The 15,323-nt window shown below is 60.3% G+C and carries 17 protein-coding genes; all 17 read left to right on the forward strand.

The window, feature by feature from the left end; genetic code table 11:
* Positions 1-5: 5 nt before the first annotated feature.
* The 17 genes from iscU to D8U71_RS16595 all read left to right on the forward strand — a co-directional run bounded on the left by iscU (position 6) and on the right by D8U71_RS16595 (position 15,171).
* On the forward strand, positions 6-392 hold the full coding sequence (gene iscU / locus D8U71_RS16515) for a Fe-S cluster assembly scaffold IscU (protein WP_003227907.1): 387 nt from the start codon (positions 6-8) through the stop codon (positions 390-392).
* A gap of 34 nt (positions 393-426) precedes the next feature.
* Positions 427-750: an iron-sulfur cluster assembly protein IscA gene (gene iscA / locus D8U71_RS16520; RefSeq protein WP_003227904.1), complete on the forward strand. Its 324-nt coding sequence runs from the start codon at positions 427-429 to the stop codon at positions 748-750.
* An 8-nt stretch (positions 751-758) separates the two neighbouring features.
* Positions 759-1,280: a co-chaperone HscB gene (gene hscB, locus D8U71_RS16525; RefSeq protein WP_130888232.1), complete on the forward strand. Its 522-nt coding sequence runs from the start codon at positions 759-761 to the stop codon at positions 1,278-1,280.
* Between the two features lie 50 nt (positions 1,281-1,330).
* Positions 1,331-3,196, forward strand: a complete 1,866-nt coding sequence (hscA, locus tag D8U71_RS16530; RefSeq protein WP_073473310.1) for a Fe-S protein assembly chaperone HscA — start codon at positions 1,331-1,333, stop codon at positions 3,194-3,196.
* Entirely contained in the window at positions 3,196-3,537 is a 342-nt protein-coding gene (gene fdx, locus D8U71_RS16535) for an ISC system 2Fe-2S type ferredoxin (RefSeq protein WP_016773327.1), read from the forward strand. The genes hscA and fdx overlap by 1 nt, the downstream gene beginning before the upstream one ends.
* Before the next feature lie 14 nt (positions 3,538-3,551).
* Positions 3,552-3,752 carry a Fe-S cluster assembly protein IscX gene (gene iscX / locus D8U71_RS16540; protein WP_016773328.1) on the forward strand — a complete coding sequence of 67 codons (201 nt, stop codon included), beginning with the start codon at positions 3,552-3,554 and terminating at the stop codon, positions 3,750-3,752.
* A gap of 87 nt (positions 3,753-3,839) precedes the next feature.
* Positions 3,840-4,265, forward strand: coding sequence for a nucleoside-diphosphate kinase (ndk, locus tag D8U71_RS16545; protein WP_024014216.1), 426 nt, complete (start codon positions 3,840-3,842; stop codon positions 4,263-4,265).
* Positions 4,266-4,293: 28 nt separating this feature from the next.
* The gene (gene rlmN, locus D8U71_RS16550; RefSeq protein WP_024014215.1) at positions 4,294-5,442 is read left to right on the forward strand and encodes a 23S rRNA (adenine(2503)-C(2))-methyltransferase RlmN; all 1,149 of its coding nucleotides are present in this window, start codon (positions 4,294-4,296) and stop codon (positions 5,440-5,442) included.
* A gap of 12 nt (positions 5,443-5,454) precedes the next feature.
* Complete coding sequence (gene pilW / locus D8U71_RS16555) at positions 5,455-6,213, forward strand: type IV pilus biogenesis/stability protein PilW (RefSeq protein ID WP_016773330.1); 759 nt, start codon at positions 5,455-5,457, stop codon at positions 6,211-6,213.
* Positions 6,213-7,232, forward strand: a complete 1,020-nt coding sequence (locus D8U71_RS16560) for a RodZ family helix-turn-helix domain-containing protein (RefSeq protein ID WP_130888233.1) — start codon at positions 6,213-6,215, stop codon at positions 7,230-7,232. Before pilW ends, D8U71_RS16560 begins: the two co-directional genes overlap by 1 nt.
* A 3-nt stretch (positions 7,233-7,235) precedes the next feature.
* A complete protein-coding gene (gene ispG, locus D8U71_RS16565; protein WP_016773332.1) occupies positions 7,236-8,345 on the forward strand; it encodes a flavodoxin-dependent (E)-4-hydroxy-3-methylbut-2-enyl-diphosphate synthase in 1,110 nt (369 codons plus the stop codon).
* A gap of 22 nt (positions 8,346-8,367) precedes the next feature.
* A complete protein-coding gene (hisS, locus tag D8U71_RS16570) occupies positions 8,368-9,657 on the forward strand; it encodes a histidine--tRNA ligase (protein WP_024014212.1) in 1,290 nt (429 codons plus the stop codon).
* Positions 9,658-9,698: 41 nt separating this feature from the next.
* Positions 9,699-10,340 (forward strand): tetratricopeptide repeat protein, encoded by a 642-nt coding sequence (locus D8U71_RS16575; RefSeq protein ID WP_016773334.1) that lies wholly within the window; start codon positions 9,699-9,701, stop codon positions 10,338-10,340.
* Positions 10,333-11,484, forward strand: a complete 1,152-nt coding sequence (gene bamB / locus D8U71_RS16580; protein WP_130888234.1) for an outer membrane protein assembly factor BamB — start codon at positions 10,333-10,335, stop codon at positions 11,482-11,484. The genes D8U71_RS16575 and bamB overlap by 8 nt, the downstream gene beginning before the upstream one ends.
* 135 nt (positions 11,485-11,619) lie before the next feature.
* A complete protein-coding gene (der, locus tag D8U71_RS16585; RefSeq protein ID WP_024014210.1) occupies positions 11,620-13,092 on the forward strand; it encodes a ribosome biogenesis GTPase Der in 1,473 nt (490 codons plus the stop codon).
* Between the two features lie 151 nt (positions 13,093-13,243).
* Positions 13,244-14,392: a pyridoxal phosphate-dependent aminotransferase gene (locus D8U71_RS16590; protein ID WP_130888235.1), complete on the forward strand. Its 1,149-nt coding sequence runs from the start codon at positions 13,244-13,246 to the stop codon at positions 14,390-14,392.
* Positions 14,380-15,171, forward strand: a complete 792-nt coding sequence (locus tag D8U71_RS16595) for an amidohydrolase (protein ID WP_130888236.1) — start codon at positions 14,380-14,382, stop codon at positions 15,169-15,171. The genes D8U71_RS16590 and D8U71_RS16595 overlap by 13 nt, the downstream gene beginning before the upstream one ends.
* The last annotated feature ends 152 nt before the right edge of the window (positions 15,172-15,323 follow it).

Genomic DNA, 15,323 nt, shown 5'->3' on the forward strand with positions numbered 1-15,323 from the left:
GAATCATGGCTTACAGCGAAAAGGTCATCGACCACTACGAAAACCCGCGCAACGTCGGCAAGATGAACGCGGAAGATCCTGATGTCGGCACCGGCATGGTCGGCGCTCCGGCGTGCGGCGACGTGATGCGTCTGCAGATCAAGGTCAACGATCAGGGCGTTATCGAAGACGCCAAGTTCAAGACCTACGGTTGCGGTTCGGCAATCGCCTCCAGCTCCCTCGCCACCGAGTGGATGAAGGGCAAGACCCTGGACGAAGCCGAAACCATCAAGAACACTCAGCTGGCCGAAGAACTGGCCCTGCCGCCAGTGAAAATCCACTGCTCCGTGCTCGCAGAAGACGCTATCAAAGCGGCAGTTCGCGACTACAAGCAGAAGAAAGGCTTGATCTGAATTTCAAGATTCGGCGACGAGTAAGGAGTCAACGATGGCTATCAGCATGACAGAAGCGGCTGCTCGACACGTGCGGCGCTCCCTCGACGGGCGCGGCAAAGGTGAAGGGATTCGTCTGGGTGTTCGCACCACAGGCTGTTCCGGCCTTGCCTACGTGCTGGAGTTTGTCGACGAGGTAGTGGCGGAAGATCAGGTGTTCGAGAGTCACGGCGAAAAAGTGATCATCGACCCGAAAAGCCTGGCCTACCTGGACGGCACCGAGCTCGACTTCGTCAAGGAAGGGTTGAACGAAGGCTTCAAGTTCAACAACCCCAACGTGCGCGGTGAATGTGGCTGCGGCGAAAGCTTCAACATCTGAGGCTGGTCGTGGGTATTCCTTGTCATTTCGCTTTATTCGAGCTGCAACCGAGCTTCCGCCTGGATCTCGAGCAGTTGGCCACGCGCTACCGTGAGTTGGCGCGCGGCGTCCATCCTGACCGTTTTGCCGATGCATCCGAACGCGAGCAGCGCTCGGCGCTCGAGCAATCGGCGCGGCTCAACGACGCCTACCAGACGCTCAAGAGCCCGGCCCAGCGCGCACGCTACCTGCTGAAAATCAGCGGGCATGAAGTGGCGATGGAAGTCACTGTCCACGATCCCGAATTCCTTCTGCAGCAGATGCAATGGCGCGAAGAGCTCGAAGATCTGCAGGACAGCGCCGACCTCGACGGTGTTGCCGTGTTCAAGCGTCGCTTGAAGGCGGCTCAGGAGCAGCTCAACGAAAGCTTCGCAGCCTGTTGGGATGATGCAGCGCAACGCGAGCAGGCCGAACGCCTGATGCGGCGCATGCAGTTCCTCGACAAGCTCACCTACGAAGTGCGCCAGCTGGAAGAGCGCCTCGACGATTAACCCAGTGCTGCCCTGATTGCACGCTGACAGACAGACAAGACCTGATCACCATGGCTCTACTGCAGATCGCCGAACCCGGCCAAAGTCCTCAACCGCACCAGCGTCGCCTGGCTGTGGGCATCGACTTGGGTACTACCAATTCGCTGGTCGCTGCGCTGCGCAGTGGTCTTTCCGAACCGCTGGCCGACGCCAACGGGCAGGTCATCCTGCCGTCCGCCGTGCGTTATCACGCCGACCGCGTCGAAGTCGGTGAGTCCGCCAAGCTGGCAGCAGCCTCCGATCCCCTGAACACCGTGCTCTCGGTCAAGCGCTTGATGGGTCGTGGTCTGTCCGACGTCAAGCAATTGGGCGAGCAGTTGCCGTATCGCTTTGTCGGCGGCGAATCGCACATGCCGTTCATCGATACCGTGCAAGGCCCGAAAAGCCCGGTTGAAGTCTCCGCCGATATCCTCAAGGTCCTGCGTCAGCGCGCTGAGGCGACCTTGGGTGGCGAGCTGGTTGGCGCGGTGATCACCGTTCCTGCCTACTTCGACGATGCGCAGCGTCAGGCCACCAAAGATGCGGCCAAGCTCGCTGGTCTTAACGTGTTGCGTCTGCTCAACGAGCCGACTGCGGCTGCGGTGGCTTACGGTCTGGATCAGCACGCTGAAGGTCTGGTGGCGATTTATGACCTGGGCGGTGGTACTTTCGATATCTCCATTCTGCGTCTGACCGGCGGCGTCTTTGAAGTTCTGGCCACTGGCGGCGACAGCGCGCTGGGCGGCGATGATTTCGATCACGCGATTGCCGGCTGGATCATCGAGAGCGCTGGCCTGTCCGCCGATCTCGATCCGGGCGCACAGCGCAATCTGCTGCAAACTGCCTGTGCGGCCAAAGAAGCTTTGACCGACGCCGCCAGCGTTGAAGTGGCTTACGGCGACTGGAAAGCCCAGTTGACCCGTGAAGCCTTCGATGCGCTGATCGAACCGATGGTCGCGCGCAGCCTGAAAGCCTGCCGCCGCGCCGTTCGCGATTCCGGTATTGAACTGGAAGACGTCCACGCTGTGGTCATGGTCGGCGGTTCGACCCGTGTGCCGCGCGTTCGCGAAGCCGTTGCCGAAGCCTTCGGTCGTCAACCATTGACGGAAATCGACCCGGATCAAGTGGTGGCCATCGGTGCCGCGATCCAGGCTGACACCCTGGCTGGCAACAAGCGCGATGGCGGCGAACTGCTGCTGCTCGATGTGATTCCGCTTTCCCTTGGTTTGGAAACCATGGGCGGTCTGATGGAAAAGGTGATTCCGCGCAACACTACCATTCCCGTCGCCCGCGCTCAGGATTTCACCACCTATAAAGACGGCCAGTCGGCCATGGCGATCCACGTGTTGCAGGGTGAGCGCGAGCTGATCAGCGATTGTCGCTCTCTGGCACGGTTCGAATTGCGTGGCATTCCGGCAATGGTGGCGGGCGCGGCGAAAATTCGCGTGACCTTCCAGGTCGACGCCGACGGTCTGCTCAGCGTGTCTGCCCGTGAATTGGGATCGGGCGTTGAAGCGAGCATTCAGGTCAAACCTTCCTATGGTCTGACCGATGGCGAAATCGCCAAGATGCTCAAAGATTCGTTCCAGCATGCCAATGACGACAAGGTCGCCCGCGTTCTGCGTGAGCAGCAAGTCGATGCCCAGCGCCTGCTCGAAGCAGTGCAGGGCGCGCTGGAGGCCGATGGCGAGCGTCTGCTCGACGCCGAAGAGCGCATGGTCATCGAACTGCAAATGCAGGAACTGGCCGAACTGATGAAAGGTACCGATGGTTACGCCATCGAGCAGCAGACCAAACGTCTGTCGCAAGTGACCGATGCTTTTGCTGCCCGCCGCATGGATCTGACGGTGAAAGCCGCTCTGTCGGGGCGCAACCTGAATGAAATCGAGGATATCTGATGCCGCAGGTCATTTTTCTGCCCCACGAGAAGTTCTGCCCTGAAGGCATGGTGGTCGAGGCTGCGCCCGGCACATCGATTCTCGAACTGGCCCACGAACACCATATCGAGATGGAAAGCGCGTGCGGCGGCGTCTGCGCCTGCACCACGTGCCACTGCATCATCCGCGAAGGTTTCGACTCGCTGGAAGAGGCCGACGAGCTGGAAGAAGACTTCCTCGACCGTGCCTGGGGCCTTGAGGCGCAATCGCGTCTGGCTTGCCAGGCCATCGTCGGTGAGGAAGACCTCACCGTCGAGATTCCGAAATATTCGCTTAACCATGCGGCCGAAGCGCCGCACTGACTGGTAAGACTGTCATGAGCTACGGTTGGAATGATGTTCAACGCATTGCAGAAGAGCTGGCCGAGGCCCACGAGGGACTCGACCCGTACTCTGTAGGTTTTGTCCGTTTGCAGCAGATGATTCTTGAACTGCCTGACTTCGACGCTACTTCCGGCCGGGTCGGCGAGAAGGTGCTCGAAGCGGTTCAGGAGCTCTGGGCCGCAGAATTGGACTGATCGTCTCGCAGGTTAGGCAATACCCAAGAACCCGCGTATAATTCGCGGGTTTAATTTTTCGCAAATTACTGTTTCTGGAGTTACACCATGGCTGTTCAACGTACTTTCTCCATCATCAAGCCTGACGCCGTTGCTAAAAACGTGATCGGCAAGATCACCACTCGCTTCGAAGACGCTGGCCTGCGCGTTGTAGCTTCGAAACTGAAGCAACTGTCCAAAGCCGAAGCCGAAGGCTTCTACGCTGAGCACAGCGAGCGCGGTTTCTTCGGTGACCTGGTTGCTTTCATGACTTCCGGTCCGGTTGTCGTTCAGGTTCTGGAAGGTGAAAACGCTATCGCTCGCAACCGTGAGCTGATGGGCGCTACCAACCCTAAAGAAGCTGCTGCCGGCACCATCCGTGCTGACTTCGCTGAATCGATCGACGCCAACGCCGTTCACGGTTCGGACTCCGAAGCTGCTGCCGCTCGCGAAATCGCTTACTTCTTCGCAGCTACTGAAGTAACCACTCGCTAAGCATTGCTTGCAGAGTGAAGGTGAATCCATGACTACATCGACTGTTAAAACAAACCTGCTGGGTCTGACCCAGCCGGAAATGGAAAAATTCTTCGACTCAATCGGGGAGAAGCGTTTCCGTGCCGGTCAGGTAATGAAATGGATTCACCACTTTGGCGTCGATGATTTCGACGCCATGACGAACGTCAGCAAAGCCTTGCGCGACAAGCTCAAGGCCATTGCTGAAGTGCGTGGTCCGGAAGTGGTCAGCGAGGACATCTCCAGCGACGGCACCCGTAAATGGGTGGTGCGCGTGGCGTCCGGCAGCTGCGTCGAGACCGTGTACATTCCCCAGGGCAAACGCGGCACCTTGTGCGTTTCGTCCCAGGCAGGCTGCGCCCTGGATTGCAGTTTCTGCTCCACCGGCAAGCAAGGCTTCAACAGCAACCTCACCGCCGCCGAAGTCATCGGTCAGGTGTGGATTGCCAACAAATCTTTCGGCAGCGTCCCGGCCACCGTCGACCGTGCGATCACCAACGTGGTGATGATGGGCATGGGCGAGCCGTTGCTGAACTTCGACAACGTCGTCGCCGCCATGCATCTAATGATGGATGACCTCGGCTACGGGATCTCCAAGCGCCGCGTGACCCTGTCCACCTCGGGTGTGGTGCCGATGATCGATGAGCTGGCCAAGCACATCGACGTATCCCTGGCGTTGTCCCTGCACGCACCGAATGACGCATTGCGTAACCAATTGGTGCCGATCAACAAGAAATATCCGCTTAAGATGCTGCTCGAGTCGTGCCAGCGCTACATGTCCGCCCTTGGCGAGAAACGTGTGCTGACCATCGAGTACACCTTGCTCAAGGACGTCAACGACAAGCTTGAGCACGCGGTGGAAATGATCGAGTTGCTTAAAGATATCCCGTGCAAGATCAACCTGATCCCGTTCAACCCGTTCCCGCACTCCGGGTACGAGCGGCCGAGCAACAATGCCATCCGCCGCTTCCAGGATCAGTTGCATCAGGCCGGTTTCAACGTCACCGTGCGCACCACCCGTGGTGAAGACATCGATGCCGCATGTGGTCAATTGGTAGGGCAGGTGCTGGATCGCACCCGTCGCAGCGAACGTTACATCGCCGTGCGCGAGTTGAGCGCCGACAGCGATCTGGCACAGAACGCCGCGAACACTAACTAAGAGAGGATCTCTATGTCCCTGCGCTTTGCGCTGCTGTTGCTGTTGGCCAGCCTGTGTGCTGGTTGTGTCCTGTCGGGTGACTACAACCCGATGAAGACCAGCAAGGGCCGCGATGAAGCGCGGGCTGCCTACGTGCAGCTGGGGCTGGGCTATCTGCAGCAAGGCATGACCGAGCGCGCCAAGGTGCCATTGAAGAAAGCGCTGGAGCTGGACGGTTCCGACCCCGACGCCAATGCGGCCCTCGGTCTGGTGTTCCAGGCGGAAATGGAGCCGGCACTGGCCGACGAGCACTTTCGCAAGGCCCTGTCCTCACGTCCCGCCGATGCGCGCATCCTCAACAACTACGGCAGTTTCCTCTACGAAGAACAGCGCTACAAGGAAGCCTACGAGCGTTTTGAACAAGCGGCCGCCGATACCCTGTATCCTGAGCGCTCGCGGGTCTTCGAAAATCTCGGCATGACCGCCGCCAAGCTTGGCCAGCGTGATCTGGCCCAGCAACAGCTGGAAAAAGCCCTGCGCCTGAATCGCCAACAACCACGCGCATTGCTGGAAATGGCTGAGTTGTCCTTCGAAGACAGGCATTATGTGCCCGCGCGTGACTATTACGACCGTTTCAGCCAGCTCACCGAACAAAATGCACGTAGTCTATTGCTCGGCGTTCGGCTGGCAAAAGTGTTTGAAGATCGCGACAAGGCAGCCAGTTACGGTCTGCAATTAAAACGACTCTATCCCGGTACGCCGGAATATCAGCAATACCTGTCGGAGCAATGATGAAAGCGGCGCATCCCGAAGTTGTAGCAGCGAATCGCGTAAATCCCGGTGAGACCCTGCGCCAGGCCCGCGAAAGCAATGGCTGGTCGCTGGCCGAAGTGGCCCTCAAGCTCAACCTCACCGTGACATCCCTGAGCAATCTTGAAGCCGGCGCTTTCGACAAGCTGCCGGGGCATACCTTCGCTCGCGGTTACATTCGCGCCTATGCCAAATTGCTCGGCATGGACCAGACCGTTCTGGTTCAGCAATTCGACCAGTCCACTGGCACCGACTCCCAGGGCAGCAACGTTCACGCCCTCGGTCGTATCGAAGAGCCGGTGCGGGTTTCCCACACCATTTTGCGTATCGTCAGCCTGTTGCTGCTGATCGCGGTCATCGGCGGCGGATTCGTCTGGTGGCAGGATCAAACCTCGCAGCGCACCCGCGATCTGACCAGCCTCGCACCGGAACACGTCGAAGTCGAAGGCGCTGACGGCACCACGCAGATCCACCCGATCGACGAGCCGGAAGACCAGGCTGTCGCCGAAAATCAGGCTGACAATTCGACATCGCTGGCCTTGCCGCAGTCGGAAACCAGTGCTGAATCCACCGGCGCCGAATCTGCTGCGCCAGCAGCCGAGCCGGCTGCCCCGGCAGTTGCGCCAAGCGCACCGGCACAGACGCCTGCGCCAGTGGTGGCGGCTCCGGCCACTCCAGCGCCGAATGTCCCAGCGACACCTGCCCCGACCGCGCCGGTCGCCCAAGCGCCAAGCGCTGAAGCAGCTGCTCCGGTTGCCGGCGAAGGCCAGGTGCAATTGCAGTTCACCGGCGATTGCTGGGCACAGGTGACCGATGGCCGTGGCAAAGTGATTTTCAGTGGTCTGAAGCATAAAGGCGACAGCGTGACCGTTTCCGGCAAACCGCCGCTCAATGTGCGTCTGGGCGTTGCCCGCGCAGCACAGGTCAGCTACAACGGCCAACCGGTCGATATCGCTCCGTTCACCAGTGGCGAGACTGCTCGCCTGAAGTTGGGTCAATAAGTCATGCACGGCGAATCTCCAATCAAACGTCGCGAATCGCGCAAGATCTGGGTCGGCAACGTACCGGTGGGCGGCGACGCGCCGATCGCTGTGCAGAGCATGACCAACAGCGATACCAATGATGTCGCTGCGACCGTGGCGCAGATCAATCGTCTGGAAGCCGCCGGCGTCGACATCGTTCGCGTCTCGGTGCCGGACATGGACGCCGCCGAGGCGTTCGGCAAGATCAAGCAACTGGTCAAAGTGCCGTTGGTGGCTGACATCCACTTCGACTACAAAATCGCCTTGCGCGTGGCCGAACTGGGTGTGGATTGCCTGCGTATCAATCCGGGCAACATCGGTCGTGAAGATCGTGTGCGTGCCGTGGTCGATGCGGCCCGTGATCGCGGTATTCCGATCCGCATCGGCGTCAATGCCGGTTCCCTGGAAAAAGACCTGCAAAAGAAATACGGCGAGCCGACCCCGGCGGCGCTGGTTGAATCCGCGCTGCGCCACGTTGAACATCTCGAACGCTTGAATTTCCAGGACTTCAAGGTCAGCGTGAAAGCCTCTGACGTGTTCATGGCCGTCGAAGCCTACCGCTTGCTGGCGAAAGAAATCGTTCAGCCGCTGCACTTGGGCATCACCGAAGCTGGCGGTTTGCGTTCGGGCACGGTGAAATCCGCCGTGGGCCTAGGTATGCTGCTCGCCGAAGGGATTGGCGATACTATCCGCATCTCGCTGGCGGCCGACCCGGTCGAGGAAGTGAAGGTCGGTTACGACATTCTCAAGTCTTTGCATCTGCGTTCCCGTGGCATCAACTTCATCGCCTGCCCGAGCTGCTCGCGGCAGAACTTCGATGTGGTGAAAACCATGAACGAGCTGGAAGGGCGCCTTGAAGACCTGCTGGTGCCGCTGGATGTCGCGGTCATCGGTTGCGTGGTCAACGGCCCCGGCGAAGCCAAGGAAGCCCATATCGGCTTGACCGGCGGCACGCCCAACCTGATTTACATCGACGGCAAGCCGTCGCAGAAGCTGACGAATGACAATCTGGTGGACGAGCTGGAAAAGCTGATCCGCCAGAAAGCGGCCGAAAAGGTCGAAGCTGACGCTGCCGTTATCGCGCGCGGCTGATCGAACGAATTAAGGAAATTTTGTGAGCAAGTCTCTGCAAGCCATTCGTGGCATGAACGACATCCTGCCCGAACAGACCCCGCTGTGGCGTTATTTCGAAGGCACCGTGGCGCGTCTGCTGGATAACTACGGTTACAAGCAGATCCGCATGCCCATCGTCGAGTTCACCGAGCTGTTCAAGCGCTCGATCGGCGAAGTCACCGATATCGTCGAAAAAGAGATGTACACCTTCGAAGACCGCAACGGCGACTCGCTGACCCTGCGCCCGGAAGGCACCGCAGCCTGCGTACGTGCAGTGCTCGAGCACGGCATCACCGGCGGCGGTCAGGTGCAGAAACTCTGGTACATCGGCCCGATGTTCCGCCACGAGCGTCCGCAGAAAGGCCGTTATCGCCAGTTCCACCAGATCGGTCTGGAAGTGTTCAACCTCGACGGTCCGGACATCGACGCCGAGCTGATCATCATGACCTGGCGCCTGTGGGGCGAGCTGGGCATCCGTGATGCGGTCAAGCTCGAACTCAACAGCCTCGGCACCAGCGAATCCCGTGGTCGCTATCGTGAAGCGCTGGTCGAGTACCTCTCGGCGCACCACGACAAGCTCGACGAAGACAGCCAGCGTCGTCTGAAAACCAACCCGCTGCGCGTGCTCGACACGAAAAATGCCGACACCCAGGCCGTGCTGGTCGATGCGCCGAAAATGGCCGACTACCTCGACGACGAGTCCCGCGCTCACTTCGAAGGCCTGAAGGCGCGTCTGGATGCCGTCGGCATTCCTTACGTGCTCAACCCGAAACTGGTGCGTGGCCTCGATTACTACAGCAAAACCGTTTTCGAATGGGTCACCGACAAGCTCGGCGCCCAGGGCACCGTGTGCGCGGGCGGCCGTTACGACGGTCTGGTCGAGCAGATGGGCGGCAAGCCAACCCCGGGCGTCGGTTTCGCCATGGGCATCGAGCGTCTGGTGTTGATGCTCGAAACCCTCGAGCAGATCCCGCAGGAAATTTCCCGTCAGGTCGACGTCTACCTCTGCGCCTTCGGTGAAGAGGCCGAGCTGGCCGGTCTGGCCCTGGCTGAACGGGTTCGCGATGAACTTCCAAACCTGCGCCTGCAAGTCAATGCCGGCGCCGGCAGTTTCAAAAGCCAGTTCAAGAAGGCCGACAAGAGCGGTGCGCTGTACGCATTGATCCTCGGTGACGACGAAATGGCCCAGCAAGTGGTAGGTTTCAAACCCCTGCGTGGCCAGGGCGAACAACAAAGCATTGCCTGGGATGCGCTCGCCGCTCACCTGGCCACCTGCGTCGTGCAGGGTTGAAGCTGTCTTAACAGCCGATTTAGCGATTAAGGAGTATTGGGGTGTCGAGTACCGAAGACGAACAGTTGGCGGATTTGAAGGACTGGTGGACACGCAACGGCAAACCTCTGGTCACCGGCGGCCTGTTGGCGCTGGTCATCGTGTTCGGCTGGCAGGCATATCACAAATACCAGAGCAACCAGTCGCAAGGCGCCTCGGTGCTCTATCAGCAATTGCTGGAAACCACGCTGACGCCTGACGGCAAGCCTGATGCCGCCCGCGTTGCGGATCTGGCCGGCAAGCTCAACAGCGAATACGGCGGTTCGGCCTACGCGCAGTACGGCAGCCTGTTCGTCGCCAAAGTAGCGGTCGACAGCGGCAAGCTGGACGACGCGGCAACCGAACTCAAAGCCATCGTCGACAAGCCGGCCAACCCGGCGCTGGGCGAAATCGCCCGTCAGCGTCTGGCGCAGGTGCTGGGCGCGCAGGACAAGGCCGAAGACGCCCTGAAACTGCTCGACGGCGATGCCGACAAAGCGTTCCTGGCCACTCGCGAAGAACTCAAGGGCGACCTGCTGGTGCGCTTGGGCCGTACCGATGACGCGAACAAGGCGTATCAAAAAGCCAAGGCGGCACTGTCGGATGAAGCGGCGGTCGGTGGCCTTCAAATCAAGCTCGACGACCTGGCCAAAGGGGATGCGTGACGTGATCCGTTGGAAGCATGCAGCATTGCTGGCTCTGGCCCTTCTGGCCGCGGGTTGCAGCAGCAACAGCAAGAAAGAATTGCCACCGGCCGAATTGACCGACTTCAAAGAAGAAGTCGTTCTGCAGAAGCAGTGGAGCCGCTCGATCGGTGACGGTCAGGGCGAGACCTACAACATGCTGGTGCCGGCGATCGACGGTGACACCATCTACGCCGCTGATGTGACCGGTGTGGTAATGGCGCTGGATCGCAGCAACGGCGACGTGAAGTGGGACCAGGATCTGGAACTGCCTGTCTCCGGCGCCGTTGGCGTGGGTTACGGTCTGGTACTGATCGGTACCCTGCGTGGCGAAGTCGTCGCTCTGGACACCAGCAACGGTGAAGAGAAGTGGCGTGCCCGCGTCAACAGTGAAGTCCTCGCGCCGCCGGCCAACAATGGCGAGGTGGTCGTTGTGCAGACCCAGGACGATCGTCTGATCGGTCTGGACGCTGCCACCGGCAACCAGCGCTGGGTGTATGACAGCACCCCGGCGGTCCTGACCCTGCGTGGCACCAGTGCTCCGCTGGTCACCAACCGTCTGGCGGTAGCTGGCCTGTCGACCGGTAAAGTGGTCGCGCTGGACATCTCCAACGGCGTGCCGGTGTGGGAACAACGCATCGCCATTCCACAGGGTCGTTCGGAACTGGAGCGCGTGGTCGACATCGACGGCGGTCTGCTGCTGTCCGGCGGCACGCTGTATGTGGCCAGTTATCAGGGTCGCGTTGCGGCACTGGACCTGGAAAGCGGTCGTCAACTGTGGCAGCGCGATGCGTCGAGCTACGCCGGTATCGCTCAAGGTTTCGGCAGCGTCTACGTGAGCCTGTCTTCGGGCACCGTTGAAGGCGTCGACGAGCGTTCCACCACCGCACTGTGGAGCAACGACTCGCTGGCTCGCCGTCAACTGTCGGCACCGGAAGTGTTCTCCAGCTACGTAGCTGTGGGTGACCTGGAAGGTTATCTGCATCTGCTGAGTCAGGTCGACGGTCGTTTCGTCGGCCGTGAGCGCATCGACAGCGACGGCCTGCGTGCCCGTCCGCTGGTGGTGGGCGACACGATTTATGTGTATGGCAACAGCGGCAAACTGGAAGCCCTGACCATCAAGTAACAACTATGCTTGGGGTTCATCCCCAAGCGGCCCTGCATCAGCAGGGTTTGCAGCGCCCCCGGGTGTTGCCCCGAGCACCAGCCGCTGCCTCGCAGCGGCTTTTGTATTTTCTGAAATAACGAAGTGGAGAGCCGCATGGTTCCCGTAATCGCCCTGGTGGGCCGACCGAACGTCGGCAAGTCCACCTTGTTCAACCGCCTGACCAGGACTCGTGACGCCATCGTCGGCGACCTGTCCGGTCTGACCCGTGATCGCCAGTACGGTGAGGCCAAGTGGCAAGGGCGTTCCTACATTCTGATCGACACCGGCGGTATCTCCGGTGACGAACATGGTATGGACGAAAAAATGGCCGAGCAGTCGCTGCTGGCCATCGAAGAAGCCGATGTGGTGCTGTTTCTGGTAGATGCCAAGGCCGGTTTTACCGCTGCCGACCAGATGATCGCCGAGCATTTGCGCAAACGTAACAAGCGTTCCCACGTGGTGGCCAACAAGGTCGACAACATCGACCCGGAAATGGCCCGCGCCGAATTCGCCCCGCTGGGCATGGGCCACGCGATCCCGATCGCCGGCGCCCACGGCCGTGGCATCACGCAATTGCTGGAAGCCGCTCTGAGCGAATTCCCGCGTGATGATGACGAGCCGGCTGAAGGCGAAGAGGAAGAAGTCGTTGCCGAAGGCGAGGAAGCCAAGCGCATCCCTGGCCCGAGCGAGAAAGACGGGATCAAGATCGCCATCATCGGTCGTCCGAACGTCGGCAAGTCGACCCTGGTCAACCGCATGCTCGGTGAAGACCGCGTCATCGTGTATGACCAGCCGGGCACCACCCGCGACAGCATCTACATTCCGTTCGAGCGCAATGAAGAGAAGTACACGCTGATCGACACCGCCGGTGTGCGCAAGCGCGGCAAGATCCACGAAGAAGTCGAAAAATTCTCCGTGGTCAAAACCCTGCAGGCGATCAAAGACGCCAACGTGGTGATCTTCGTGATGGACGCCCGCGAGGGTGTGGTCGATCACGACTTGAACCTGCTGGGCTTCGCGATCGAATCCGGTCGTGCGCTGGTCATCGCGATCAACAAGTGGGACGGCATGACGCCGAGCGAGCGCGACTTCGTCAAAGTCGAGCTGCAACGCCGGCTGTTCTTCGTCGACTACGCCGACATTCACTTCATCTCGGCGTTGCACGGCACGGGCGTGGGCAACCTCTACGCCTCGGTGCAGAACTCGTTCAAGTCCGCGGTGACCCGCTGGCCGACCAACCGTCTCACCCAGATTCTGGAAGATGCGGTGGGCGAGCACGCGCCGCCAATGGTCAACAACCGCCGGATCAAGCTGCGTTACGCTCACCTCGGTGGTGCGAACCCGCCGATCATCGTGATCCACGGTAACCAGATCGAGAAAGTGCCGAAGTCCTACGTGCGCTATCTGGAAAACACTTACCGTCGTGTACTCAAGCTGGTCGGTACGCCGATCCGCATCGAGTTCAAGGGCGGCGAGAACCCGTACGAAGGCAACAAGAACACGCTGACCGACCGCCAGGTCAACAAGAAGCGTCGCTTGATGTCGCACAACAAGAAAGCCAGCAAGAAGCGCCGCGACAAGAAGTAGAAGCAGCTGCGAGTTTCAAGCTGCAAGCTGCAAGTAAAAGCGGTAAAGCAGAGAGGGCTTCGTATGAAGCCCTTTTTTGTGGGCGGGGGTTTTTGCTTGCAGCTTGCAGCTTGACGCTTGAAACTTGCAGCTCACCTGCAAGGGGCCTCCGATGATCACCAGCAAGCTGCCGAATGTCGGCATCACTATTTTCACGCAGATGTCTCAGCTCGCGGCGCAGACCGGCGCGATCAACCTGTCCCAGGGTTTCCCGGATTTCGACGGCCCGCAGTCGTTGCGTGATGCGGTCGGGCGGCATATCGCCAGTGGCCATAACCAGTATTCACCGATGACCGGATTGCCGGCGCTGCGTCAGCAGATCGCGGCCAAGATCGCCCGCAGCTACGGCGTGACTGTCGATGTCGATCATGAAGTGACGGTAACACCCGGCGCGACCCAGGCGATCTTCTGCGCGATTCAGGCCGTTATCCACAGCGGCGATGAAGTCATCGTCTTCGATCCGTGCTACGACAGTTACGCACCGGCAACGGAGCTGGCGGGTGGTCGTTGCGTGCATGTGCAGCTGAATCCGGTCGATTTCTCCATCGACTTCGACCAGCTCGCTGCGGCCCTGAGCCCGCGGACGAAAATGATCGTCATCAACACCCCGCACAACCCCAGCGGCGCATTGATCAGCCGCGCCGAGCTCGATCAACTGGCGGCGTTGATCCGTGATCGCGACATCTATCTGATCAGCGACGAAGTCTACGAGCACTTGGTTTTCGACGGCGTGCCGCATGTCAGCGTGCTGGCCCATGAAGAGCTGTATCAGCGCGCGTTCGTGGTCAGTTCGTTCGGCAAGACGTACCACGTCACCGGCTGGAAAACCGGCTACGTCGTCGCCCCGCCAGCGCTGACGGCCGAGCTGCGCAAGGTCCATCAGTACGTCAGTTTCTGTGGCGTCACGCCGCTGCAATACGCGCTGGCCGATTACATGGCCGAGCACCCGGAGCACGTTGAAGAGCTGCCGGGTTTCTATCAGGCCAAGCGCGATCTGTTCTGCGATCTGCTCGCGCCGTCGCGCTTCAGTTTTACCCGGGTCACCGGCACCTATTTCCAATTGGTCGATTATTCGCAGATCTGTCCTGATCTGAATGATGTCGACATGGCCATGTGGATGACTCGCGAGCACGGTGTCGCGAGCATTCCGGTGTCGGTTTTCTACCAGCATCCACCGCAAGGCCAGCGCCTGATACGCCTGTGCTTTGCCAAACGCGAGGAGACGCTGCGTGAAGCGGCGGCAAAACTATGCGTGATCTGAGTGCATTGCCAGACCTGACCCTCGCGTTGATCCAGACCAGCCTGGCCTGGCACGACCGCCAGGCCAACCTCGAGCATTTCGAGCTGCTGCTGGAGCAGGCCCGGGGCGCCGATCTGATCATCCTGCCGGAGATGTTCACCACCGGATTCTCGATGGAATCGGAAACCCTCGCCGAAGCCGAAAACGGCCCGACGAGTAAATGGCTGCGGGCGCAGGCGGCCAAGTTCGATGCGGTCATCACTGGCAGCGTGATCATTCAGGCGGCTGACGGCAGCCATCGCAACCGCTTGCTCTGGGCGCGGCCGGACGGCGAAGTGCTGCATTACGACAAGCGTCACCTGTTCCGCATGGCCGGCGAGCACAACCATTACACGCCCGGCGAGCGGCAGGTGCAGTTCGAGCTCAAGGGTTGGCGGATTCGTCCGCTGATCTGCTACGACCTGCGCTTCCCGGTGTGGAGCCGCGACTCGCAGGACACCGATCTGCTGCTGTACACCGCCAACTGGCCGGGCGCACGGCGTCTGCACTGGAACCGCCTGCTGCCGGCACGAGCGATTGAAAATCTCTGCTACGTGGCAGCGGTAAATCGGGTGGGCAGCGATGGCAAAGGCTTCGCCTATACCGGCGACAGTCAGGTGCTGGATTTCCAGGGCGAGACGTTGCTGGCGGCGGGGGAGGCGGATGGCGTGTTCAAGGTGGTTCTGGAAGCTGCGCCGTTGGCGGCGTATCGCGAGCGCTTTCCGGCGAACCTGGATGCCGACACTTTCGAGTTCACCTAACGCAGCCGATCATTCCCACGCTCTGCGTGGGAATGCAGCCCGTGACGCTCCGCTTCACTGGACGCGGAGCGTCCCTTGAGGCATTCCCACGCGGAGCATGGGAACGATCGCATCCTTTGATCTACAAAAAAGGCCCCGAAGTTTGCACTCCG

The sequence above is a fragment of the Pseudomonas sp. Sample_21 genome (assembly GCF_004307525.1).
Lineage (GTDB): Bacteria > Pseudomonadota > Gammaproteobacteria > Pseudomonadales > Pseudomonadaceae > Aquipseudomonas > Aquipseudomonas atacamensis.

Coding starts and splice junctions, on each gene's coding strand:
- iscU (WP_003227907.1), top strand. CDS start 6: ATGGCTTACAGCGAAAAGGTCATCGACCACTACGAAAACCCGCGCAAC.
- iscA (WP_003227904.1), top strand. CDS start 427: ATGGCTATCAGCATGACAGAAGCGGCTGCTCGACACGTGCGGCGCTCC.
- hscA (WP_073473310.1), top strand. CDS start 1,331: ATGGCTCTACTGCAGATCGCCGAACCCGGCCAAAGTCCTCAACCGCAC.
- fdx (WP_016773327.1), top strand. CDS start 3,196: ATGCCGCAGGTCATTTTTCTGCCCCACGAGAAGTTCTGCCCTGAAGGC.
- iscX (WP_016773328.1), top strand. CDS start 3,552: ATGAGCTACGGTTGGAATGATGTTCAACGCATTGCAGAAGAGCTGGCC.
- ndk (WP_024014216.1), top strand. CDS start 3,840: ATGGCTGTTCAACGTACTTTCTCCATCATCAAGCCTGACGCCGTTGCT.
- rlmN (WP_024014215.1), top strand. CDS start 4,294: ATGACTACATCGACTGTTAAAACAAACCTGCTGGGTCTGACCCAGCCG.
- pilW (WP_016773330.1), top strand. CDS start 5,455: ATGTCCCTGCGCTTTGCGCTGCTGTTGCTGTTGGCCAGCCTGTGTGCT.
- D8U71_RS16560 (WP_130888233.1), top strand. CDS start 6,213: ATGAAAGCGGCGCATCCCGAAGTTGTAGCAGCGAATCGCGTAAATCCC.
- ispG (WP_016773332.1), top strand. CDS start 7,236: ATGCACGGCGAATCTCCAATCAAACGTCGCGAATCGCGCAAGATCTGG.
- bamB (WP_130888234.1), top strand. CDS start 10,333: ATGCGTGACGTGATCCGTTGGAAGCATGCAGCATTGCTGGCTCTGGCC.
- der (WP_024014210.1), top strand. CDS start 11,620: ATGGTTCCCGTAATCGCCCTGGTGGGCCGACCGAACGTCGGCAAGTCC.
- D8U71_RS16590 (WP_130888235.1), top strand. CDS start 13,244: ATGATCACCAGCAAGCTGCCGAATGTCGGCATCACTATTTTCACGCAG.
- D8U71_RS16595 (WP_130888236.1), top strand. CDS start 14,380: ATGCGTGATCTGAGTGCATTGCCAGACCTGACCCTCGCGTTGATCCAG.